This window comes from Methyloligella solikamskensis (genome assembly GCF_042676065.1).
Classification (GTDB): domain Bacteria; phylum Pseudomonadota; class Alphaproteobacteria; order Rhizobiales; family Methyloligellaceae; genus Methyloligella; species Methyloligella solikamskensis.
On the sequence record NZ_JBHTJO010000001.1, the window covers coordinates 481,282 to 501,405 of the forward strand.

General features: G+C 64.0%; 23 protein-coding genes. 7 read left to right on the top strand and 16 right to left on the bottom strand.

Translation table 11 applies throughout. The features are described 5' to 3' along the window. Nucleotides 1-189: 189 nt before the first annotated feature. Nucleotides 190-960, top strand: coding sequence for a hypothetical protein (locus tag ACFQ2F_RS02375; protein WP_379085151.1), 771 nt, complete (start codon nt 190-192; stop codon nt 958-960). Here ACFQ2F_RS02375 and leuB read toward each other — a convergent pair. Next, entirely contained in the window at nt 957-2,057 is a 1,101-nt protein-coding gene (leuB, locus tag ACFQ2F_RS02380; RefSeq protein WP_379085154.1) for a 3-isopropylmalate dehydrogenase, read from the bottom strand. The two genes, ACFQ2F_RS02375 and leuB, sit on opposite strands and share 4 nt — an antisense overlap. Nucleotides 2,058-2,151: 94 nt before the next feature. Here leuB and ACFQ2F_RS02385 point away from each other — a divergent pair, with 94 nt between their 5' ends. Beyond that, on the top strand, nt 2,152-2,571 hold the full coding sequence (locus ACFQ2F_RS02385) for a hypothetical protein (protein WP_379085157.1): 420 nt from the start codon (nt 2,152-2,154) through the stop codon (nt 2,569-2,571). Between the two features lie 228 nt (nt 2,572-2,799). On the opposite strand, the gene leuD is transcribed toward ACFQ2F_RS02385, so the two are convergent. From leuD to ACFQ2F_RS02460, 15 genes are all read right to left on the bottom strand, one after another. Next, nucleotides 2,800-3,405 (bottom strand): 3-isopropylmalate dehydratase small subunit, encoded by a 606-nt coding sequence (gene leuD / locus ACFQ2F_RS02390; RefSeq protein WP_379085160.1) that lies wholly within the window; start codon nt 3,403-3,405, stop codon nt 2,800-2,802. A 147-nt stretch (nt 3,406-3,552) separates the two neighbouring features. Beyond that, nucleotides 3,553-4,140 carry a hypothetical protein gene (locus ACFQ2F_RS02395; protein WP_379085163.1) on the bottom strand — a complete coding sequence of 196 codons (588 nt, stop codon included), beginning with the start codon at nt 4,138-4,140 and terminating at the stop codon, nt 3,553-3,555. A 99-nt stretch (nt 4,141-4,239) separates the two neighbouring features. Then, the gene (locus ACFQ2F_RS02400; RefSeq protein WP_379085166.1) at nt 4,240-4,638 is read right to left on the bottom strand and encodes a metallopeptidase family protein; all 399 of its coding nucleotides are present in this window, start codon (nt 4,636-4,638) and stop codon (nt 4,240-4,242) included. Further along, nucleotides 4,635-5,405, bottom strand: coding sequence for a class I SAM-dependent methyltransferase (locus tag ACFQ2F_RS02405; protein ID WP_379085169.1), 771 nt, complete (start codon nt 5,403-5,405; stop codon nt 4,635-4,637). Before ACFQ2F_RS02405 ends, ACFQ2F_RS02400 begins: the two co-directional genes overlap by 4 nt. Nucleotides 5,406-5,422: 17 nt before the next feature. Next, nucleotides 5,423-6,853 carry a 3-isopropylmalate dehydratase large subunit gene (gene leuC, locus ACFQ2F_RS02410; protein WP_379085172.1) on the bottom strand — a complete coding sequence of 477 codons (1,431 nt, stop codon included), beginning with the start codon at nt 6,851-6,853 and terminating at the stop codon, nt 5,423-5,425. Nucleotides 6,854-7,108: 255 nt separating this feature from the next. Next, the gene (gene rplS / locus ACFQ2F_RS02415; protein ID WP_379085175.1) at nt 7,109-7,837 is read right to left on the bottom strand and encodes a 50S ribosomal protein L19; all 729 of its coding nucleotides are present in this window, start codon (nt 7,835-7,837) and stop codon (nt 7,109-7,111) included. Between the two features lie 304 nt (nt 7,838-8,141). Next, entirely contained in the window at nt 8,142-8,402 is a 261-nt protein-coding gene (locus ACFQ2F_RS02420; protein WP_379085178.1) for a hypothetical protein, read from the bottom strand. A gap of 115 nt (nt 8,403-8,517) precedes the next feature. Continuing rightward, nucleotides 8,518-9,222, bottom strand: a complete 705-nt coding sequence (gene trmD, locus ACFQ2F_RS02425; RefSeq protein WP_379085181.1) for a tRNA (guanosine(37)-N1)-methyltransferase TrmD — start codon at nt 9,220-9,222, stop codon at nt 8,518-8,520. A gap of 3 nt (nt 9,223-9,225) precedes the next feature. After that, nucleotides 9,226-9,813, bottom strand: coding sequence for a ribosome maturation factor RimM (gene rimM, locus ACFQ2F_RS02430; RefSeq protein ID WP_379085184.1), 588 nt, complete (start codon nt 9,811-9,813; stop codon nt 9,226-9,228). A gap of 6 nt (nt 9,814-9,819) precedes the next feature. Further along, a complete protein-coding gene (gene rpsP / locus ACFQ2F_RS02435) occupies nt 9,820-10,350 on the bottom strand; it encodes a 30S ribosomal protein S16 (RefSeq protein WP_379085187.1) in 531 nt (176 codons plus the stop codon). A 59-nt stretch (nt 10,351-10,409) separates the two neighbouring features. Then, nucleotides 10,410-11,933 carry a signal recognition particle protein gene (ffh, locus tag ACFQ2F_RS02440; protein ID WP_379085189.1) on the bottom strand — a complete coding sequence of 508 codons (1,524 nt, stop codon included), beginning with the start codon at nt 11,931-11,933 and terminating at the stop codon, nt 10,410-10,412. Beyond that, the gene (locus tag ACFQ2F_RS02445) at nt 11,934-12,359 is read right to left on the bottom strand and encodes an integron (protein ID WP_379085192.1); all 426 of its coding nucleotides are present in this window, start codon (nt 12,357-12,359) and stop codon (nt 11,934-11,936) included. After that, nucleotides 12,359-12,778, bottom strand: coding sequence for an integron (locus ACFQ2F_RS02450; RefSeq protein WP_379085195.1), 420 nt, complete (start codon nt 12,776-12,778; stop codon nt 12,359-12,361). Before ACFQ2F_RS02450 ends, ACFQ2F_RS02445 begins: the two co-directional genes overlap by 1 nt. 250 nt (nt 12,779-13,028) lie before the next feature. Then, nucleotides 13,029-13,319 carry a hypothetical protein gene (locus ACFQ2F_RS02455; protein WP_379085197.1) on the bottom strand — a complete coding sequence of 97 codons (291 nt, stop codon included), beginning with the start codon at nt 13,317-13,319 and terminating at the stop codon, nt 13,029-13,031. A 118-nt stretch (nt 13,320-13,437) separates the two neighbouring features. Next, the gene (locus ACFQ2F_RS02460) at nt 13,438-14,679 is read right to left on the bottom strand and encodes an amidase (RefSeq protein ID WP_379085200.1); all 1,242 of its coding nucleotides are present in this window, start codon (nt 14,677-14,679) and stop codon (nt 13,438-13,440) included. Between the two features lie 108 nt (nt 14,680-14,787). Here ACFQ2F_RS02460 and dapF point away from each other — a divergent pair, with 108 nt between their 5' ends. From dapF to ACFQ2F_RS02485, 5 genes are all read left to right on the top strand, one after another. After that, a complete protein-coding gene (gene dapF, locus ACFQ2F_RS02465) occupies nt 14,788-15,657 on the top strand; it encodes a diaminopimelate epimerase (RefSeq protein ID WP_379085203.1) in 870 nt (289 codons plus the stop codon). 42 nt (nt 15,658-15,699) lie between these two features. Next, complete coding sequence (gene mtaB, locus ACFQ2F_RS02470; RefSeq protein ID WP_379085206.1) at nt 15,700-16,956, top strand: tRNA (N(6)-L-threonylcarbamoyladenosine(37)-C(2))-methylthiotransferase MtaB; 1,257 nt, start codon at nt 15,700-15,702, stop codon at nt 16,954-16,956. Further along, nucleotides 16,953-18,755: a signal recognition particle-docking protein FtsY gene (gene ftsY, locus ACFQ2F_RS02475; RefSeq protein ID WP_379085209.1), complete on the top strand. Its 1,803-nt coding sequence runs from the start codon at nt 16,953-16,955 to the stop codon at nt 18,753-18,755. Before mtaB ends, ftsY begins: the two co-directional genes overlap by 4 nt. A 91-nt stretch (nt 18,756-18,846) precedes the next feature. Further along, complete coding sequence (locus tag ACFQ2F_RS02480) at nt 18,847-19,401, top strand: septation protein A (protein ID WP_379090564.1); 555 nt, start codon at nt 18,847-18,849, stop codon at nt 19,399-19,401. 275 nt (nt 19,402-19,676) lie between these two features. Then, a complete protein-coding gene (locus tag ACFQ2F_RS02485; protein ID WP_379085212.1) occupies nt 19,677-20,120 on the top strand; it encodes a MarR family winged helix-turn-helix transcriptional regulator in 444 nt (147 codons plus the stop codon). Nucleotides 20,121-20,124 lie beyond the last annotated feature (4 nt).

Here is a 20,124-nt window from a genome sequence, read left to right on the forward strand (position 1 = left end):
ATCGTCCATCCCTTCGAGGTCCTCATAAGGGGGAAGTATGGGCGGCAAGGGGGTCGTCGTCCAGACGGGCTTTGGATGCGGCGAAGGGTGAGTAGACCCAGTGAACTCAGATTGCTAATTTGTACGTCGTACGGACGCAGAATAAGGGCCGCAGGGACGGGCCCAGTCGTCTGGGGGAAGGCGGGGACAATGAAAAATCTGGATCATGCCGCGGCGTGGATGCGCGCGGCGCTGCTTGGGACGTTTGCGATCGCGATTCTGGCGCTGAGCAGCGCGCCGGCGGATGCGCAATATTACGTGCGCTCGCCGGAAGTGGAGAAGGGCGAGCTGAAGCTCGAGGAGCACGGGGCGATCTATTCCGGCCCTGGCGAGGAAGAACGGCGGCGCCACTCCCACGAGGTGGAAGCGCTCTACGGCTTCACGGACCGGTTCGAGGGTATCGTCGAAGGGTTCTTCGTCCAGGATATCGGTGAGGATTTCGAATTCGACGAGGTGGAAATCGGCGGCCAGTACGAGCTTATCGAGCGGCACGGCGACGGGCTTGGCCTCGCCTTCCGCGGCATCTACGAGATCGCGCTGCAGGACGGCGAGCCGGACGAGATCCTGTTCGGTCCGCTTGCGAAATACGTGGCCGGGCCAAACTCGGCGACGATCAACACCTTCTTCGTCGGACAGCTCGGCAGCGAGCGGGAAATCGACAGCCTCGAGATGAAGCTCTACTGGCGGCTGAAGCACGAATTCGGCGAGACCTTCGGCCTCGGGGTCGAAGGCTATAGCGAGATCGAGGACATCTCCCAGGCAGGCTCCTTCGACGACCAGAAGCACAGGGTCGGGCCTGTCGCCTATTTCGAGTTCGAGGACATGGGGCCGGAGATCGAGCTGGCGGCCGGCACCCTGTTCGGGGTGTCAGACGCCACCTCGGACGTGACCTTCAAATTCGATATCGAACTGGCGTTCTAGGCGTTCAGCGCCGACAGGATGGCGTCGCCCATCTGGGTGGTGCCGACCTCGTGCTTGCCGTCCTGCATGATATCGGCGGTGCGATAGCCCTGGTCGAGCACCTTGGCGATCGCGCCCTCGATCCGGTCGGCGAGGCCGCCGAGGTCGAAGGAATAGCGCAGGCACATGGCGAAGCTGGCGATGGTCGCGATGGGGTTTGCGATGTCGCGGCCGGCGATGTCAGGCGCGGAGCCGTGCACGGGCTCGTAAAGCGCCTTGCGCCGGCCGTTCTCATCCTCGGCACCCAGCGAAGCCGAAGGCAGCATGCCGAGCGAGCCGGTCGCCATGGAAGCCTCGTCGGACAGCACGTCGCCGAACAGATTATCGGTGACGATGACGTCGAACTGCTTGGGATAGCGGATCAGCTGCATGGCGCAGTTGTCGGCCAGGATGTGCTGGAGCTGGACGTCTGAGAACTCGTCCTTGTGGACACGGGTCACCACCTCGTTCCAGAGCACGCCGGTCTTCATGACGTTCCGCTTTTCGGCGGAGTGGACGAGGTTGCCACGCTTCTGAGCCAGCTCGAAGGCAACCCGGGCGATGCGCTCGATCTCGTAGGTCTCGTAGACCTGGGTGTCGACGGCGCGTTTCTGGCCGTCGCCGAGGTCGGTGATCTCCTTGGGCTCGCCGAAATAGACGCCGCCGGTCAGCTCGCGCACGATCATGATATCGAGACCGTCGACCAGCTCCCGCTTGAGGGAGGAAGCGTCGGCCAGCGCCGGGTAGCAGATGGCGGGCCGTAGATTGGCGAACAGCTCCAGATCCTTGCGAAGGCGCAGCAGGCCGGCCTCGGGGCGCTTGTCGTAAGGAACGTCATCCCATTTGGGTCCGCCGACCGCGCCGAGCATGACGGCATCGGCCGAAACGGCCTGCTTCATGGCCTCTTCGGAGATGGCTTCGCCGTGCTCGTCATAGGCGCAGCCGCCCACCAGGTCCGACGTGGTCTCGAGCTCGGCTTCGCCGGTCTCGTTGACCCATTGGACCAGACGCTCGACCTGGGCCATTACTTCAGGACCGATCCCGTCGCCGGGTAGCAACAATAGTTCAAACGAAGCCATGGAATTGGACGTCTTTCGCGTTAAGGAGAGCAAGTCTGGCGGCGAAGGCTTTGCCGCGCGAAAAGTTCGTGGCTCTGGGTAATAGGAGAGCGGAATGCTGACAAGGGTCCTGTTGACGCTGATTATTTTGATGGGTGGCGTATCGGGCGCTCTGGCGGGCGAGCCTGAGATCGTCGCGCTGGGACTGACCGATCATGCCACCTCGGCTGCCGAGGCTGAGAAGGGCGAGGCGCTGGCCGTGCCGGGGCAAAAGTCCGGTGGTGTCGCCTATGTGGTCGTCGACGGGCTGGACAAAGGCGACGAGGTCACCGTGCGCCTGATGAATGAAGGCAAATCGCTGATGCACAACGTTGCGACGGCCGAGACCGCCGGGGGCAAGGTGTTCCTGCAGGCCGGCAAGACCGGCGTGCCGGCGGGCGGCTGGCCGGAGGGTGACTACACCGCGAAGGTGGAGATCAAGCGTGGAGCCGACATGCTGGTCGAAAAGACGTCCGAGGCGATGAAATTCGAATAGAGGCGGTTGAGGGGCCGGCCCCGCACGCTTGACGCGTGTCCTCACGTGGCGAAAGCTGAGCGCTTCGCTGATTGGGGGACAGATATGACGGAAGAGAAAGAGCCCAGCACGGGCTCCAAGATCGTGGGCTATGCGGTGCCGATCCTCGGTATCATTCTCGGGCTGATCGGGATCGGCTTTGCCGCCGGGGTGTTTGGCTAGGGACCGGCAGCGCTCGTTGCCGCCAGGCTAAATCCAGGGGCGGGCGGCGGCGTTCTCGGCCTCGAAGCGCTCGATGGCGTCGCCCTTCTCGAAGGTCAGCGCGATGTCGTCGAGGCCCTCCAGCAGGCAGCGCTTGCGGAACGGGTCGACCTCAAAGCTGATCGTGCCGCCATCGGGGCCTTTGATCTCCTGGTTCTCCAGATCCACCGTGATCGTGGCGTTGGCGCCGCGGGACGCATCGTCCAGGAGCTTGTCGATGTCTTCCTGGGGCAGGGTGATCGGCAGAATGCCGTTCTTGAAGCAGTTGTTGTAGAAGATGTCGGCGAAGCTCGGCGCGATGATGCAGCGGAAGCCGAAATCCAGCAGTGCCCAGGGCGCGTGCTCGCGGGATGAGCCGCAGCCGAAATTGTCGCCGGTGATCAGGATCTTCGCCTGGTCGTAGGGCGCGTTGTGCAAGACGAAGCTTTCGTCCTTGTTGCCATTCTCGTCATAGCGCAGCTCCGCGAAGAGCCCCTCTTTAAGACCGGTGCGCTTGATGGTCTTCAGGTACTGCTTCGGGATGATCATGTCGGTGTCGATATTGATCATCGGCAGGGGCGCGGCGACGCTGGTCAGGGTTACGAATTTTTCCATCGGTCTTCGGTCTGCTCTTTCAAGGTTCGAGCTTGTCGCGGAATGTCTTCTCAGGCGCGTATATAGGGCCTGAGCGGAAATTTCTCCAGCGCTGGGATCTTGCGGTTAGGGCCAGGCTAACGGGCTCGGTCTGCCTACCGGCGGGCTCTATCGGCTGGCTTGCCGGTTCTGGCCGAGGGCCTCGGCGTAGCACTGACGCATGCGCTGACAGCGGTCGGGTCCTGGCGGGTGGACGCCGTCGCCCTTCAGCTTGGAGATGAAGCGGCAGATGTCGTTCATGCCGTTATTGTCGAGCCAGCCGCGCTTCACGCCGTTCCGAATGGAGTAGCAATCCGCCTTGGTCTCGCTGGCGCCGATGAACTGATGCCCGCACTCGTGGTGGTAGATGTAGAACTTCACCGGGGTGGAGAGCCCCTCCAGCCGCGCCGGATTCAGGATCACGTAGCCGGGAAATGCGCCGCCCCAGCTGTCGAGATCGGCGTTCATCACCGTGGGCCGGGTGCCGCAGGTGACAGCATGGCCGTCGAGCTTCAGCTGGCCGTGATCGATCTTCTGAGCCTTCGGCCCGACGATCTTCATATATTCTTCGAGAGACGGGTTCCGGGTGGCGGGGCCCATCATGCTGGGCGCGTCAAGTCCCGACGGGGCGTAGGTTTCGCCCACGCCCATGCTGCAGGCGGCGACCAGAAAGCTGCTCGCCACGACGCCCAGAGTTATGCTCAGCCACCGGTTCATGGTCTATTCACCATAGCGGCGAGCACGGGCGCTAGGCAATTGGCGCAGATGCAACACCTTCGATGTTTTTAATGCCCCTCGCAGCACGCTATTCCCCCGTCAGCTGCGTTCGATCTCTTCCATATCGTCATCAGATAAGCCGAAATGATGACCAATTTCGTGAATCAGCACATGAGCGATGATGGCATCCAGCGGATCGCCGTCGGCGTGCTGAAAATTGATGATCGGGCTGCGGTACAAGAACACCATGTCCGGACCGCCCGGCACGTCGAAATTGCTTTTCCGGGCGAGATCGACGCCGTGATAGAGGCCGAGCAGCTCGTAGGGTGAGTTCAGCCCCATCTTGAGGAGCGTGTCCTGGTCGGGGAACTCCTCGATCCGGATGGCGAGGTCGCCGCACTGGTCGGTGAATTCCTTGGGTAGGCTCTTATAGACGCGCCAGGCGACCTTCTCGAACTCGTCGAGGGACGGCCCGTGCTCGGGCTTGTGCTGGGTCATTTCGTGGCTTCCGAGGGCTTCTTGGCGATGACGATGGCTTCGCGCAGCGAGAAGGTGAGGCCGTCTTCAGTCTCTTGCGGTTTCAGGAAGTCCTTCAAGGGCTCTTCCTCCAGCATGGAACGCAGGCGCTCCACGGTCTGGGGCTTGCAGCGCATGCGCTCCACCCAGGGGTCGAAGGGGATCTCCTGATCCATGACCTCGGCGCTTTCCACCTCCAGCCCGGCGGCGTCGATGAGGTCGGTCCATTCTTGCAGCGACAGCGCCCGGCCGTGACTCGGGTCGCGGAGCTTCTCGAACGCGTTGTAGCGGAAGGCGAGGTCTTCGTCGGTGGGCGAGATGTTGTCGACCAGGGCGAAGGTGCCGCCGGGGATCAAGACGCGGGCGGACTCCCGGACGAAAGCTGCCGGATCCGGAAAATGGTGCGCGGCCAGGCGGCAGGTCACCAGGTGATAGCTGGTGCTGGGAAACGGCAGGTCGTCTGCGGGCGCGATCGCCGTGACGACATTGTTCAGCCCGCGCTCCTTGGCCAGGCGCTTCGCCTGTTGGAGCATTTCTGGGGTGATGTCGCTGGCGGTCGCCTTGGCGATCCTGGGGGCGAAGAGCAGGGCGGTGTGGCCCGCGCCGGTCGCGATATCCAGATGGCGCCAGTGGCTCTCGGGCAGGATGAGATTGGCGAGCTTGGCCAGCGACGGCCCCGCGGCATGAACCTGGGAGGCCGCGTAATCCGCCGCCGATTCACCGAATTTCTGTTGAACGAGGGAGGTCATCTCGCCCTCTTAGCCGGTTAGTGAGGCCGGCGGATGTCGACGAAATGACCGGCAATGGCTGCTGCAGCCGCCATCTGCGGCGAGACCAAGTGGGTCCGGCCCAGACGGCCCTGACGGCCCTCGAAGTTGCGGTTCGAGGTGGACGCACAACGCTCGCCGGGGGCCAGCTTGTCGGGGTTCATGGCCAGGCACATGGAGCAGCCCGGCTCGCGCCATTCGAAGCCGGCGGCCAGGAAAATCTTGTCCAGGCCTTCGGATTCGGCCTGAGCCTTCACCAGGCCGGAGCCGGGAACGATCATGGCGTTCAGGTTCTCGTTGACATGCTGGCCTTCGACGACCTTGGCCACGGCGCGCAAGTCTTCGATGCGCCCGTTGGTGCAGGAGCCGATGAAGATGCGGTCCAGCTTCAGGTCGGTGACCCTCTCGCCGCCCTTCAGACCCATATATTCCAGGGAGCGGACGGCGGCCTTGCGCTTGATCTCATCCTCGATCTCTTCCGGGTTCGGAACGTGGCCGGCGACCGACACCACCTGCTCGGGGCTGGTGCCCCAAGTGACTAGCGGCGGCAGATTCTCCGCATGGAGGACGATTTCCCGGTCGAACTCCGCATCGTCGTCTGAGAACAGCTTCTCCCACTCGCGCATTGCCAGCTCGAAATTGCCGGCTTTCGGCGCGCGGGGGCGGCCCTTGATGTAGTCGAAGGTGCGGGCGTCGGGAGCGATCAGCCCGGCGCGGGCGCCGCCCTCGATGGACATGTTGCAGATGGTCATCCGGCCTTCCATGGAGAGGCTCTGGATGGCTTCGCCGGCATATTCGATGACATGGCCGGTGCCGCCCGCCGTGCCGATTTCGCCGATGATGGCCAGGATGATGTCCTTGGCGGTCACGCCTTCGGGCAGCTCGCCGTCGACGCGGACCTTCATGTTCTTGGCCTTCTTCTGGATCAGCGTCTGGGTGGCGAGCACATGCTCCACCTCCGAGGTGCCGATGCCATGGGCCAAGGCGCCGAATGCGCCATGGGTCGAGGTGTGGCTGTCGCCGCAAACGATGGTGGTGCCGGGCAGGGTGAAGCCCTGCTCGGGCCCGACCACGTGGACGATGCCCTGGCGCCGGTCGCGCTCGTGATAATATTCGATGCCGAACTCGGCCGCGTTCTTGGCCAGCGCCTCCACCTGGGTGGCGCTTTCCGGATCGTCGATGCCGTGGCTGCGGTCGGTGGTCGGAACGTTATGGTCGACAACGGCCAGGGTCCGCTCCGGCGAGCGCACCTTGCGTCCGGCCATGCGCAGGCCCTCGAAGGCCTGGGGGCTCGTCACCTCATGCACCAGATGCCGGTCGATATAGAGCAGGGCCGTGCCGTCCTCCGCCTCATGGACGAGATGGGCATCCCAGATCTTGTCATACAGGCTGCGGGGACGATTGCTGATGTGATGCGGCTGTTCTGGCATGGCTACTTAATTTGCAACGGTTCTAAAGTCTTTCAAGGCGACAGATAGCGTCTCACGTGGCGGTTTACAATTCCGCACCGTCGCCGCAAGCGCGCATGCACGACATTCGTCATGCCCGGACTTGATCCGGGCATCCATGCCGTTTCGGTGCAGCAAACTCAGTGGTCGATTTGGACAGCCGACACACGTTGCGAGGTAACGGCGTGGATTGCCGGGTCAAGCCCGGCAATGACGCGTGAGCTAGGGCCGAGGCCCTTAGCTCTTCTCGGCGTCGCCTTCGTCCTTGGAAGCCTCTTCCGCAGGCGCCTCTTCGGCCGGAGCTTCGGCAGCGGCCTCGTCGGAAGCCTCTTCCTGCTCGGGGACCTCGTCCGCCGTGGTCTCGGCCATGAGGGCGACGGCCTGCTTTACCCAGTCGTCACGCTCAACAGCACCGTCGAGCTCCAGGGTCTCGTCCATCTTCGCGATCTCGTCGTCGGACAGATTGGCGATCTGAGCGAACTGGATAATGCCGACCTTATTGAGCTTGCGCTCCATCTCGGCGTTGAGGCCCTCGATGAGCTTGAGATCGTCCGCCTCGCCCTTGGGACGCTTGAAGCCCTTGAAGATATCCTTCTTCTTCGTACGGGCGTCGATGCGCTCCGGGATACGGGCGGCCTTACCGCGGCGGCCACGGAGATAGTAGAGCTTGGCGCGGCGGACCTTGCCGCGGCGCACCACCTCGATGGATTCGATCATCGGGGAGTGGACGGGGAAGACGCGCTCGACGCCCTCGCCGTAGGAAATCTTGCGGACGGTGAAGTTCTCGTGGAGCCCGGCACCGGAGCGGCCGATGCAGACGCCTTCATAGGCCTGGATACGGCTGCGGTCGCCTTCGATCACCTTCACGTTGACGCGGACGGTGTCGCCGGCCTGGAATTTCGGGACCGAACGCTGCTTGGCGAGTTCGGCAATCTGCTCGCGATCGAGCTCTTCGATAATGTTCATCGTCTGATCCTTTCAGGACGCCGGCCGGCCAGCCTTCTCTCCTCAACCCCTGAGGGAGTGGCCGATCTCAAGCGAACGCCATTCTTTTTGATTGAATGCATGCCCGATTGCTCGAGCGCTTCCCAAACCCGGGCGGACCGTACCGTCCGAGTGCGGAAGCTGGCGGTTTTCTAGTCGAAAGGATGCGTCTTGTCTATGGCTGGCGGCGGCTGGCCAAGACGAAAAATTCAGGGCGCGCCGGCGGCCGGCGCGGCCCTGTTTCGTGCTTCCGGATCGGGACGTTTCGGTCTCGACGTCTCGGACGCTATTTGGATTTCAGCTTCTGACCCATGGCCGGCGTGATCTCACCGTCGGCGACCAGCGCATTGACGCAGCGGTCGGAGAGCTGGAAGCGGACTTTGCGCATGCACGCGCGAAGGCCCTGGCTTTCGATGCTATGGGAGGAGCAGTGACGCTCGTAATCCGTCTTGCAGTCGCGCTTCTGGCGCGGCGTGACGGGACCGGCATAGACGGCGCTCGCGCCGAACAGGACGGTCAGAAAGAGTGCAAAAGCTTTAGTGTACATGGTGCGGGCCCCTGAACGTTCGCCTGATTAACGCCGCACGTTAGCCAAAGTTCGCTACAGTTGCGAGTCAGTCCGCCACAGGCTGCCGAATTCCTACACAGATGATTTGATTCAGTTATTTCTCATTGCCGGAATACCGCGACCAAAGGTCGGGTCGGCGGGCGCGGGTGATTTTCTCGGCCTCTTCGCGGCGCCACTCGGCGATTTTTCCGTGATCGCCGGAGAGCAGGACCTCCGGGATCTTGCGGCCCTCGAAGTCCCGGGGGCGGGTGTAGTGAGGATACTCCAGCAGGCCGTTGGAGAAGCTTTCCTCGTCCAGGGAGATGTCGTTCCCGGTGACTCCGGGAAGTTGCCGCACGACCGCATCGATCAGCACCATGGCGGCGAGCTCGCCGCCGGACAGCACGTAGTCGCCGATGGATATCTCCTCGACGCTGCGGGCATCGAGCGCCCGCTGATCGACCCCTTCGAAGCGGCCGCAGAGCAGGATCGCGCCGGGGCCCTGGCTGAGCTCATGGGCCTTCGCCTGGGTCAGCGGCGTGCCGCGGGGGCTCAGATAGATGGTGGGGGCGTCCTTCGGCATGTGCTCGCGGGCCGCATCGATAGCCGCGACCGCGATATCGGGGCGCATGACCATGCCCGCGCCGCCGCCGGCGGGCGTGTCGTCGATGGAGCCGTGCTTGTCGGTGGCGAAGTTGCGGATGTCGCGGGTGCCCAGCGACCAGAGCCCGTCCTTGAGGGAGCGGCCGGCGAGGCTCATGCCGAGCGGCCCGGGAAACATCTCGGGGAAGAGGGTGAGCACCTCGGCAAGCCAGACCATCGGCTATTCCTCCTCGCGTGACGGCGCGTTTCTTGTCGGCTCGTCTTCGGCGGGCTCATCTTCACCCGGCTCGTCGATCAGGCCTTCCGGCAGGTGGATCGTCAAGCGCCCGGCTTCGATATCGACGTTAGGCACCGCCTCTTCGGTGAAGGGCACCAGAATCGTCTGGCCGCTTTCGGGCTGCAGCTCGATGATATCGCTTGCGCCGAAATTGTGGACCGCCGTCACCACGCCAAGTTCGGCGCCTTCTCCGTCGATCGCCGTCAGGCCGACGAGATCGGCGTAGTACCACTCGTCGGGCTCGCTTTCGGGGAGCCTGTCCCGGTCGACATAGAGCTTGGTGCCGGTCAGCGCCTCGGCTTCGTTCCGGCCGTTCACGCCTTTGAACTTGGCGATCAGCCCCTTGGGGCCTTCGCGGAGGTGGGCGATCTTGAAAGTTCGATCGCCCGCTTCCGTCTGTAGCTTGCCGTAATCGGCGATTGCCGCAGGGTTTTCGGTATAGGAGCGGAGGCGGAGCTCGCCCTTCAGGCCATGCGCCGCCCCGATCTCACCCAGGAGGAGGCGGTCATCCGCCTTCTCGCCTGCGGCCATCGCTCTTTACGCCTTCTCTTCGTCGGCCACTTCTTCTTCAGTGGCCTCGGCAGACGCTTCGGGCTCGCCGGCAGCTTCGTCAGCCGCGGCCACGGTTGCCTCGTCGGCGCCCTCGACGGAAGCCTCTTCCTCGGCCGCGGCAGCATCGTCAGCGGCTGCGGTCTCGGCGTTTTTAGCTTCTTCCTCAGCGGCCTTCTTGGCCTCTTCGGCCTCTTTCCGCTCTTCCTCGCGCTCGGTGCGCTTCTTGCCCCACTGGGCCTTCTGAGGATTGTTGCGGGCCTCGCGCTTCAGAATGCCGGCGGCGTCCAGGAAGCGGTGCACACGATCGGTCGGGCGCGCGCCCACACCCAGCCAATGCTTCACGCGGTCCTCGACCAGCTGCACGCGGTCTTCGGAATCGCGGGGCAGAAGCGGGTTATAGGTGCCGATCTTCTCGATATAGCGGCCATCGCGGGGGAAGCGGGAATCCGCCACCACGATGCGGTAGTAGGGGCGCTTCTTGGCACCGCCCCGGGACAGTCTGATCTTCAGCGACATTTTTCGTTACTCCTGAGCTTGTCTTAATTCCGGATTGTCTGTGAGCGACCGGTTTCCGGTCACTTCTTTCTCTTCTTGAACTTGGCCTTCTGGCTCGGCAGGCCGGGAAGACCGCGGGGCATACCCCCGGGGCCTCCGAGTCCGCCCAGTCCCGGCATGCCGCCGGCGAGGCCGGGCGGCAGCTTGTCGGGGAAGCCTTCGGGCAGATCCTTCATGTCTTTCGGCATCTCGCCTTCGGGCATCTCGGGCATTCCGCCGCCGCCGAACAGGCCGCCGAGCCCACCGCGCTTGCCCACCTTTTTCATCATGTCGGCCATCTGCCGGTGCATCTTGACCAGCTTGTTGATCTCCTGCACCGAGGTGCCGGAGCCGGCCGCCACACGCTTCTTGCGGGAGGCGTTGAGAACCTTGGGGTTCTTGCGCTCCTTCTTGGTCATGGACGAGATGATCGCCTGCTGGCGGTTGAGCACGCTGTCGTCCAGATTTGCGGCGTCGATCTGCTTCTTGATCTTGCCGATGCCGGGCAGCATGGAGAGCACGCCGCCCATGCCGCCGAGCTTCTTCATCTGCTCCAGCTGATCGGACAGATCGTCGAGATCGAAGGTGCCCTTCCGCATCTTCTTGGCGGCGGCTTCAGCCTTCTCCACCTCGACATTCTCGATCGCCTTCTCCACCAGGCTGACCACATCGCCCATGCCGAGAATGCGGTTGGCGATACGGTCGGGGTGGAAGTCTTCGAGTGCGTCGATCTTCTCGCCCGTGCCCAGCAGCTTGATGGGCTTGCCGGTGACGGCGCGCATGGAGAGCGCGGCGCCGCCGCGTCCGTCGCCGTCGATACGGGTCAGCACGATGCCGGTGAGCTTCACGCACTCGTCGAAATTCTGGGCGAGGTTCACCGCGTCCTGACCGGTGAGGGCGTCGGCGACCAGCAGGGTCTCGTGCGGGGTGGACGCCTTCTCGATGGCGGCCGTCTCGGCCATCAGCTCTTCGTCGATATGGGTGCGGCCGGCGGTGTCCAGCATCAGCACGTCGTAGCCGCCGCGCCTTGCAGCATCCATGGCGCGCTTGGTGATGGTCACCGGGTCCTCGCCTTCCACGATGGGAAGGGTCGCGACGTCGGTCTGCTCGCCAAGGATCTTGAGCTGCTCCTGGGCGGCGGGCCGGCGCGTATCCAGCGACGCCATCAGGACCTTCTGCTTGTCGCGGGTCTGAAGGCGCCTGGCGATCTTGGCGGTGGTGGTTGTCTTACCGGAGCCTTGGAGGCCGACCAGCATCATGACCACGGGGACCGCGGCAGCCAGATCGATGGGCTCGGGCTCGCGGCCCAAGGTCTCGACCAGCTCGTCATGGACGATCTTGATGACCATCTGGCCGGGGGCGACGGACTTCACCACCTCCTGGCCGACGGCCTTCTCCTTCACGCGCTCGACGAAGTCCTTCACCACGTCGAGGGCCACATCGGCCTCGAGCAGAGCGCGGCGGACCTCACGCATGGCTTCGGAGACGTCTTGCTCCGTCAGCGCACCGCGGCGGGTGAGCTTATCGAGAATTCCCGATAAGCGGTCTGAAAGGCTCTCGAACATCTAACCGGCTACCAAATCCACGTATTTGTGCTCGACCCAGCCCGATTTGCAGGGTCCCGAATAAGCGCGCGGCTCAGGCCAGGGGGTTCCGACACCGCAAGTCTGGTCCTGCTTGGAATAGACGATGCCTTCCCAATTCTCCTTGCGGTCGCACATGGACACGCCCTGGCCCTGCCTGATCTCATCGACCACGGGATAGTCCGGGCCGGGCCCGGCCCGCACGGGCAGCACGGCGTCTGGATCGTCGGCAAGCCCGACGATCTGGCCCCAGGAGCCGCAAGCATCGCTGCCGGCGCCGTCCTGACCCGCCATGACCGGAATGGGCTCAAGCTCAGCAAACGCGGCTCCGGCCAGTATGACCGGAGCCAGAGCGGCCGCCAGAAGCCAAGCCCGGCGGGGCTGGGATATGACGCTACAGTCGGGCATCAGCCGGCGGCTTCCCTCACATAGTTCTGGTGAACCCAGCCGGAGTAGCAAGGGCCCTGATAGGCGGCGGCTTGGGGCCAGGGCGAGGAGACCCCGCAATCCTGATAGCCGGGATAGACCACGCCGAGCCACGAGCCGCTCTGATCGCAGATATAGACGGCGTCGCCGTTATGGAGCTGGTCGAGCATGGCGTAGCTGCCGTCGGGACCGGCGCGCACGGCGAGGAATCCATCGCCATTGGGGTCGAGACCGGCGACTTCGCCGATGATGCCGCAAGCGTCGTAGCCGGCGTTCTGGCCGGGGACGACGGGGATCGCACGCTGCTGGGCCAGGCCGAGCGCCGGTACGATGCCGATCGCCGCGGCGGCGAGCAGCGCATTCAGAGCCAAGGTCGGCATATTCAGGGCCAGGGTTTTCATGGCCGGAGTCCTTTCAGTGTGGCTTCGGGAGCCACAACCTTACAACAAGCGATCAGGCAAAGCGGAATTGCTTCCGTGGGCGCATCGCGCTGACGGAAGTTGACCCCCCTGCCTCCGGGCTAGTCCTAGCTTTTCGGAAAGCCGTGTGCAGGGCGGCGGCTCACACAATTCGAGCTGCCTAGAATTTCGCAGGTGTTTTGAGCGCTACGCCTGGAGAAGTCAAGCTGGCAGGCGGCGGGATTAGAGGCCCTTAGCTCTTGTAGGCCACCTCGAGCCCCTTGGTGAGATCCTCCACGGTCATCACCGGCTGCAACTCGATTTCCGCATCCAGCTCCGAGAAGAGGGGCTCGGCGAAGGTCGGGATGTCCGACTGGTCCTTGAGATCGAAGACAAAGATGGCCGCCCGGGCGCCGTCCTCGGTGAGGAAGTAGGTGGCCTCTGGCTTCAACCGCTCGATGGTCCCTTCGATAATGCGCCCGAAACGCCCGGCCTCGAGGGCGCGGTTGGCGGGCTCCATAGGAAAACGGGCTTTGAGCATCATGCGCATGGAATGGTCTCCGGAAATGGCCTAGGGCGAATTTGCGTCGATTTCTGACATAGGGGAGGAAGGCCCCGAATGACAGGGCTAGTGAACATTCTCACTCAAGGCGAAAGGCACGCTACCCCGCCAGCTTCACCGCCAGGTCGAGCAGGGCTTCGTCGCCGCCGTGCCAGCCGATGAAGGAGAGGCCGACAGGGCAGCCGTCCACCTCGCCGGCGGGAATGGTGATCTGGGGCAGGCCCGCGTGCCCCGCCAGGCAGGTCGCCTGTAGGGTGAGCTTGCGGAACTGGGCGGTCGCCTCGCCTTCGGCCTCATCGCGCCTGGGCGCCAGGGTCGGGGCGGTGGGGATAGCCATGATGTTGCCGGGCTGGGCTTGCGCCTGAAGCCGCATGGTGGCCTTCTCGCGCAGCTTCTGGGCCTCGTCCGCCTCTTCGTCGGTAATCTTGGCGGCCGTCTCGAAGCGCTCGGCGATGCCCGGGCCGAGCTTCAGCCCGTGCTTTTCGATGATGGGAAGCAGGGTTTCCTGGATCTCGTGGCCCTGGAGGATGCGGAATGCCTCGCGCCAAGGCTCGATGGCGTCGCCCACGATGCGGCGCGGATCGGCGGGCGGAAGCTTGTCGCCGATATGGGCGAGCGCCTGGCCCAGCACCTCCACGATACGCGGGTCGGCCTGATCGAACATGTCCTCGACTATGATGAGCTGGCCGATGGCGCCTTCCACACGGCGTTCGTCGAGCAGCACATGGCCGACATCGCGAAACAGCTCCGGATCGCGGGAGAAGAAGCCGGCAGTGTCAAAGCGGGGCGCCATGGGTGTCGCGCCCTCAAGACTGATGCGGGCGAAGGTGGGGCGCAGGCCGTAGAGACCGCAGAAGGCGGCCGGGATGCGCACCGATCCGCCCGTGTCGGCGCCAAGGGCGAAGTCGCACATGCCGGCGGCCACGGCCGCCGCGGCCCCGCAGGAGGAGCCGCCGGTATGGCGGTCTTCAGCGCGCGGGTTGATGGGCGCGCCGTAATGAGCATTGTCGCCGAGCAGGCTATAGAAGAATTCGTCGCAGATGGTCGATCCCGTCAGCCTCGCGCCGGCATCGAGCAGGGCCTGGACGGCGGGCGCGGTCTCGTCCGCCGGTTCGGCGATCTCATAGAAGCCCGGATTGCCGTTTGAGACCTTCAGCCCCTCGACCGCGAACATGTCTTTGATCATGAAGGTCCGCCCCTTTAGCGGCCCGCTCCCGGCGCCTTCAATGGGCTGCTTCGGGCTGTGGGGGACAAGGGCGTGAACGGGGTCGTTCGAGAAATCTGCAGGCATGAGACTTAATCGAGGTCCAGGGATCGACGTTTCAAGAATATGAGAAAGCATCACTAGGCGAGAGCCTAGGAGACGCCATATAACGGGCGAAGTTCCTTTAACGGTGAAGACGCGCGGACGCAAAAGCCGCGGGCGGACATCGCCGGACGAGATATGGCAATGGCTGATCAGATCCACTTTCGCAAGATGAACGGGCTCGGCAACGACTTCGTCGTGCTGGATACGCGCGTCCACGACGTGCCGCGCGATCCCGAGACCATCGCGGCCATCGCCAACCGCCAGACAGGCATCGGCTGCGATCAGGTGATCGTGCTGGAGCCGACCTCGCGCGCCGACATGTTCATGCGGATCTACAACGCCGACGGCAGCGAGGTGGGCGCGTGCGGGAACGCGACCCGCTGTGTCGCGGCGCTTGCCGCGGTGGAGCAGGAGCGGCTGTCGGTCAGGATCGAAACGGCGGCGGGCATCCTGCCAGCAGAGGTCGGCGCCGACGGCATGGTCGCCGTCGATATGGGCGTGCCGCGGCTCCGCTGGGATCAGATCCCGTTGGACGAGGAATTCCACGACACGAAGCGGATCGAGCTGCAGCTCGGGCCCATCGACGATCCGGTTCTCCACTCGCCGGCGGTCGTCAATGTCGGCAATCCTCACTGCATCTTCTTCGTCGACGATCTCGACGCTCACGATCTCGGCCGGTTCGGGCCGCTGGTGGAGAATTTCCCGATCTTTCCGGAGCGGGCGAATGTGTCGCTCGCCCAAGTCACCAGCGACGATGCGCTGAAGCTTCGCACCTGGGAGCGGGGCGCTGGCTTGACGAAGGCCTGCGGCACGGCGGCCTGTGCCGCGGCCGTCTCGGCGGCGCGGCGGAAGCTCACGGGCCGGACGGTCAAGGTGAGCCTGCCGGGCGGCGATCTGGTCATCGATTGGCGGGAGGACGACGACCATATCCTGATGATCGGTCCTTATGCGCTCGACTTCGAAGGCACGCTGCCCGAGGGCCTCGTTAAGCAAGAGTCGGCGCCACTTTGAAGCTCTTCACGGGCCGCCCCTTTTTCGTGTTAGACACCCAAAATGTCCGATCTTGAGATCATTACTTTCGGCTGCCGCCTGAACACCTACGAGTCCGAGGTTATGCGGCGCCACGCGCAGGACGCGGGTCTGGAAGACGCCGTGATCGTGAACACCTGCGCGGTGACCGAAGAGGCCGTGCGCCAGGCGCGCCAAGCGATCCGGCGCGCGCGCCGGAAGCGGCCCGATGCCAAGATCATCGTGACCGGCTGTGCCGCCCAGATCGACCCGGAGCATTTCGCCGGCATGGGCGAGATCGACCATGTGGTCGGCAACCAGGAGAAGCTGGAGGCCAAGACCTTCGGCGGGCTCTCCATCGGCGGCGAAGAGCGGGTCCAGGTCAACGACATCATGTCGGTGCAGGAGACGGCCGGCCACCTGATCGAAGGATTCGGCAATCGCGCCCGCGCCTATGTGCAGATCCAGAACGGCTGCGATCACCGTTGCACCTTCTGCGTGATCCCCTATGGCCGCGGCCCGTCGCGCTCGGTGCCGGCGGGCGAGGTGGTGCGCCAGATCCGCGTGCTGGCCGAGCAGGGCTATTCGGAAGTGGTGCTGACCGGCGTCGACATTACCTCATACGGCGCAGACCTGCCGGGCGGGATGCGCCTCGGTAGGCTTGTGCGTTCCATCCTGCGTCAGGTTCCTGAACTGCCGCGGCTGCGCCTCTCCTCCATCGATTCCATCGAGGTGGACGAGGATCTGATGCGGGCGATCGCCGAGGAAGAGCGGCTGATGCCCCATCTGCATCTCTCCTTGCAGGCGGGGGACGACCTCACCCTGAAGCGCATGAAGCGGCGGCACGGCCGCGCCCAGTCGGTGCAGTTCTGCGAAGAGGCGCGCCGGCTGCGGCCGGATATCGTCTTCGGGGCGGATCTGATCGCGGGTTTCCCGACCGAAACCGACGCGATGTTCGAAAATTCAATGTCCCTGGTCGACGACTGCGGGTTGACCTTCCTGCATGTCTTTCCGTTCAGCGCGCGGCCCGGAACGCCGGCTGCGCGCATGCCCGCGGTCGACAAGCAGATCGTGAGCGCCCGGGCGAAGGCTTTGCGCGAAAAGGGCGTCGTGGCCCTGCGGCGTCATCTCGATCAGGCAAGCGGCCGTCGCATCCAGGTGCTGATGGAACGTGAAACTCTGGGCCGTGCGTCCGACTTTACCCTAGTCAAGCTGGAAGGCGATCACGGGGCGGAACGACTGGTCGAGGCTGAAGTGCACGGCCATGACGGCAACGCCCTTTTGGCGAAGGTGACGGGATGAGCGAGACCAAGAAGCCGGGATTCTTCAAACGGTTGTTCGGGTTCGGCGGCGCCGAAGAGGCGGCCAAACCGCCTGAGCCCGAGAAGCCGAAAGCGGCAGAAAAGCCGGCTGCGAAAGCGCCTGCGGAGAAGAAGCCTGCTCAGAAGCCGCCTGCCGCCAAGAAGCCCGCGGCGAAAAAACCGGCAGCCAAGAAAGCTGCAGAGAAGAAGCCGGCTGCGAAGAGCGCGACCGCCACATCGACGGCCGAGAAGGCGCCCGCCGCTAAGACGCCTGCGGCGAAGAAACCTGCTGCCAAGAAGTCCGCTGCGAAGCCGGCCGAGTCCGGCGCTGCGAAAACGTCTGCCAAAACGACGAGCACCGACAAGAAAACGACCGTCGCGAAAGAACCGGCAGCCAAGAAGCCCGCTGCCAAAAAAACCGCTGCCAAGAGCGCGGGCAAGCCTGCGACCGCGGCTTCGAAATCCTCCAAGACGCCCCATGAGGCCGAAGGCACCTCGAAGACCTTCGAGCCGAGCGCCCCGATGAGCGCGGATGAAAAGCGGCGCCAGGACAAGAAGGCGGCTGACATGCAGCCGGAGACGCCGCCGCCCGATTCCGCGCCTGTGACCGCGCCGGGCAAGGAGCGTCCGGAAGAGAAGCAGCCTTCACGCCGCAAAGAAGAGGCGCCTGAGGCCGACGACGAGGCGGGGCCGGCGAGCCCACGTCCGCCGGAGCCCGATGCCGAGCCGGGTAAGGACGACGACAAAGAGAAGCCGGAGAAGACCGTGCCGCCTGCGGGCCCCGGGCCTGCCGATACGGATGAGGAAGAGGCGGGGCCCACCGCGCCGGAGCCGAAGCAGCTCAAGACCCAGGGCTCTGGAAAGAAGAAGAGCTGGTTCGCCCAGCTTCGGGAAGGGCTGTCGCGCACGTCCAATGCGCTGTCGGACAATATCGCGTCCGTTCTCACCAAGGAGCGCCTCGACGAGGACACCCTCGACGATCTTGAGGACGTGCTGATACGGGCGGATCTCGGGGTCGAGATGGCCGAGCGGGTCCGCAATATCGTCGCCAAGAATCGCTACGATCGCGGAGCGACGGCTGAAGCCGTCCGCGAGGTGCTGGGCGACGAAGTCAGCAAGGTTCTCGATCCCGTGGCGAAGCCGTTTCCTCCCATGGACGAGAAGCCTTTCGTTTGGCTCGTCGTTGGCGTGAACGGCACGGGCAAGACCACCACCATCGGCAAGCTGGCCCATCGCTTCCAGGCTCAGGGAAAGAGCGTGATGCTGGCGGCGGCCGATACGTTCCGGGCGGCGGCGATCGACCAGCTCAAGATCTGGGGCGACCGGGTGGATGCCCAGGTGATCTGCCATGACGTGGGATCCGATCCGGCGGGCGTGGCGTATGACGGGCTGAAGCGGGCCCAGGAAACGAATACCGACGTGCTGCTGATCGACACGGCCGGCCGTTTGCAGAACAAGAACGATTTGATGGACGAGCTGGCGAAGATCGTTCGGGTCGTGAAGAAGCTCGAAGAAGACGCCCCGCACGGCGTGCTTCTGGTGCTCGATGCGACCACGGGCCAGAACGCGCTGAACCAGGTGGAGCTGTTCCAGCAGGTCGCCGGCGTGACGGGGCTTGCGGTCACCAAGCTCGACGGCACGGCACGGGGCGGGATTTTGGTAGCCATCGCGGAGCGCTTCGGCCTGCCGGTGCATGCTATCGGCGTGGGCGAGGGGATCGACGATCTGGAATCCTTCGATGCGGAGGATTTCGCACGGGCCATCGCCGGTTTCGGACGGGAAAATGCAAAAGCAGCCTGATCACAAGAATTCCGACCTGAAGAAGTCCGAGCTGGAGAAATCCGCGCACCACGCGACGCCCGAGGAGGCGGAGCGCGAGGTCGAGCAGTCTATGCCGACCAAGATGGCGATCGAGCTCGGTCCGCTGCTGATCTTCTTCGCCGTCAACGCGGCGCGGGATATCTACGCGGCTACCGCGGCGTTCATGGTCGCGACCGTCGCCGCGCTCGCCTTCGCCTTCTTCCGCTATCGGAAAATCCCCATCATGCCGCTGGTGAGCGGCGTGATCGTCATGGGCTTCGGCGGGCTCACGCTTTATCTGCAGGACGACACGTTCATCAAGCTGAAGCCCACCATCGTCTACGTAACCTTCGCCGCGGTGCTGTTCGGCGGCTTGTTGATGAAAAAGCCGCTGCTGCAGTTCCTGTTCGGTCCCGCCTTTTCGCTGACCGAGGAAGGCTGGCGGAAGCTGACCTATCGCTGGATCGGCTTCTTCATCGTCATGGCGGTGGTGAACGAGATCGTCTGGCGGAACTTCTCTACCGATGCGTGGGTGAGCTTCAAGGTGTTCGGCTTCTTGCCGCTGACGCTGATCTTCGCGGTGCTGCAGATGCCGCTTCTGCAGCGCTACGGACAGGGTGGCGACGAAGAAGAACGCGCCCATTAAACATATCGCTCGGTTCCCGAGCGAGGCCTGTCGAAATCCGGGAAAATATCCCTAAATCTTTAGGGACAGCTCTGTTTGGGCCGCGCTGCCCGAGTGAAGTGCACTGATCGGAGCCTGTCCCTTCGGGAAACTCACGCGCGAGTTGGGAAGAGGGCTCAAAACGCAACCTATAGTTTGCGACTATGGATTGCGGGTTGTAGTAAGGAAGACCAGTGCCGATGCGATTCGTTAAGCTTGGGGGGCGTCGCCGAGGACTGTGGAGAAGTTGAATCGAGATGGGACAGCGAGACACCGGTAACGGTCTTGAGCACTCCGCCATGCATTTGCTGCACCGCGCGGGACAGTTTGCGAACGATATTTTCCTGCTTGAAGCCAGTGCGTGCCATCTGACTCCCCGCCAATTCACCGTGCTTGCAACGGTCGGCGAGTCCGAAGGTCTCACCCAAACCGATCTTGTGGAGAAAACGGGCATCGACCGTTCGACGCTCGCCGATATCGTCGCCAGGCTGCTGTCGCGCGGCCTGATCAAGCGGAAGCGCGCCAAGCAGGATGGCCGGGCCTACGAAATCCGGCTGACGCGGGTCGGCGTGAAGACGCTTTCCGAGGCCCAGCCGCGGGCCATGGCGGCCGATACGCGGCTTTTGTCGAAGCTCCCGCCGTCGAAGCGCGAGGAGTTTCTGGAATCCCTCAACCTCATCGTCGAAGGCGGCAAAGACTAGGAAA

What these genes read in the sequence shown, in the direction of transcription:
- ACFQ2F_RS02405 (WP_379085169.1), bottom strand. Translation starts at nt 5,405, where the DNA reads ATGACCTCCCTCGTTCAACAGAAATTCGGTGAATCGGCGGCGGATTAC.
- rplS (WP_379085175.1), bottom strand. Translation starts at nt 7,837, where the DNA reads ATGAACATTATCGAAGAGCTCGATCGCGAGCAGATTGCCGAACTCGCC.
- ACFQ2F_RS02375 (WP_379085151.1), top strand. Translation starts at nt 190, where the DNA reads ATGAAAAATCTGGATCATGCCGCGGCGTGGATGCGCGCGGCGCTGCTT.
- rpsP (WP_379085187.1), bottom strand. Translation starts at nt 10,350, where the DNA reads ATGTCGCTGAAGATCAGACTGTCCCGGGGCGGTGCCAAGAAGCGCCCC.
- ACFQ2F_RS02450 (WP_379085195.1), bottom strand. Translation starts at nt 12,778, where the DNA reads ATGAAAACCCTGGCCCTGAATATGCCGACCTTGGCTCTGAATGCGCTG.
- rimM (WP_379085184.1), bottom strand. Translation starts at nt 9,813, where the DNA reads ATGGCCGCAGGCGAGAAGGCGGATGACCGCCTCCTCCTGGGTGAGATC.
- leuB (WP_379085154.1), bottom strand. Translation starts at nt 2,057, where the DNA reads ATGGCTTCGTTTGAACTATTGTTGCTACCCGGCGACGGGATCGGTCCT.
- ACFQ2F_RS02445 (WP_379085192.1), bottom strand. Translation starts at nt 12,359, where the DNA reads ATGCCCGACTGTAGCGTCATATCCCAGCCCCGCCGGGCTTGGCTTCTG.
- ffh (WP_379085189.1), bottom strand. Translation starts at nt 11,933, where the DNA reads ATGTTCGAGAGCCTTTCAGACCGCTTATCGGGAATTCTCGATAAGCTC.
- leuD (WP_379085160.1), bottom strand. Translation starts at nt 3,405, where the DNA reads ATGGAAAAATTCGTAACCCTGACCAGCGTCGCCGCGCCCCTGCCGATG.
- ACFQ2F_RS02485 (WP_379085212.1), top strand. Translation starts at nt 19,677, where the DNA reads ATGGGACAGCGAGACACCGGTAACGGTCTTGAGCACTCCGCCATGCAT.
- ACFQ2F_RS02420 (WP_379085178.1), bottom strand. Translation starts at nt 8,402, where the DNA reads ATGTACACTAAAGCTTTTGCACTCTTTCTGACCGTCCTGTTCGGCGCG.
- dapF (WP_379085203.1), top strand. Translation starts at nt 14,788, where the DNA reads ATGGCTGATCAGATCCACTTTCGCAAGATGAACGGGCTCGGCAACGAC.
- ACFQ2F_RS02400 (WP_379085166.1), bottom strand. Translation starts at nt 4,638, where the DNA reads ATGACCCAGCACAAGCCCGAGCACGGGCCGTCCCTCGACGAGTTCGAG.
- ACFQ2F_RS02385 (WP_379085157.1), top strand. Translation starts at nt 2,152, where the DNA reads ATGCTGACAAGGGTCCTGTTGACGCTGATTATTTTGATGGGTGGCGTA.
- ACFQ2F_RS02455 (WP_379085197.1), bottom strand. Translation starts at nt 13,319, where the DNA reads ATGATGCTCAAAGCCCGTTTTCCTATGGAGCCCGCCAACCGCGCCCTC.
- trmD (WP_379085181.1), bottom strand. Translation starts at nt 9,222, where the DNA reads ATGGTCTGGCTTGCCGAGGTGCTCACCCTCTTCCCCGAGATGTTTCCC.
- mtaB (WP_379085206.1), top strand. Translation starts at nt 15,700, where the DNA reads ATGTCCGATCTTGAGATCATTACTTTCGGCTGCCGCCTGAACACCTAC.
- ACFQ2F_RS02480 (WP_379090564.1), top strand. Translation starts at nt 18,847, where the DNA reads ATGCCGACCAAGATGGCGATCGAGCTCGGTCCGCTGCTGATCTTCTTC.
- ACFQ2F_RS02460 (WP_379085200.1), bottom strand. Translation starts at nt 14,679, where the DNA reads ATGCTTTCTCATATTCTTGAAACGTCGATCCCTGGACCTCGATTAAGT.
- ftsY (WP_379085209.1), top strand. Translation starts at nt 16,953, where the DNA reads ATGAGCGAGACCAAGAAGCCGGGATTCTTCAAACGGTTGTTCGGGTTC.
- leuC (WP_379085172.1), bottom strand. Translation starts at nt 6,853, where the DNA reads ATGCCAGAACAGCCGCATCACATCAGCAATCGTCCCCGCAGCCTGTAT.
- ACFQ2F_RS02395 (WP_379085163.1), bottom strand. Translation starts at nt 4,140, where the DNA reads ATGAACCGGTGGCTGAGCATAACTCTGGGCGTCGTGGCGAGCAGCTTT.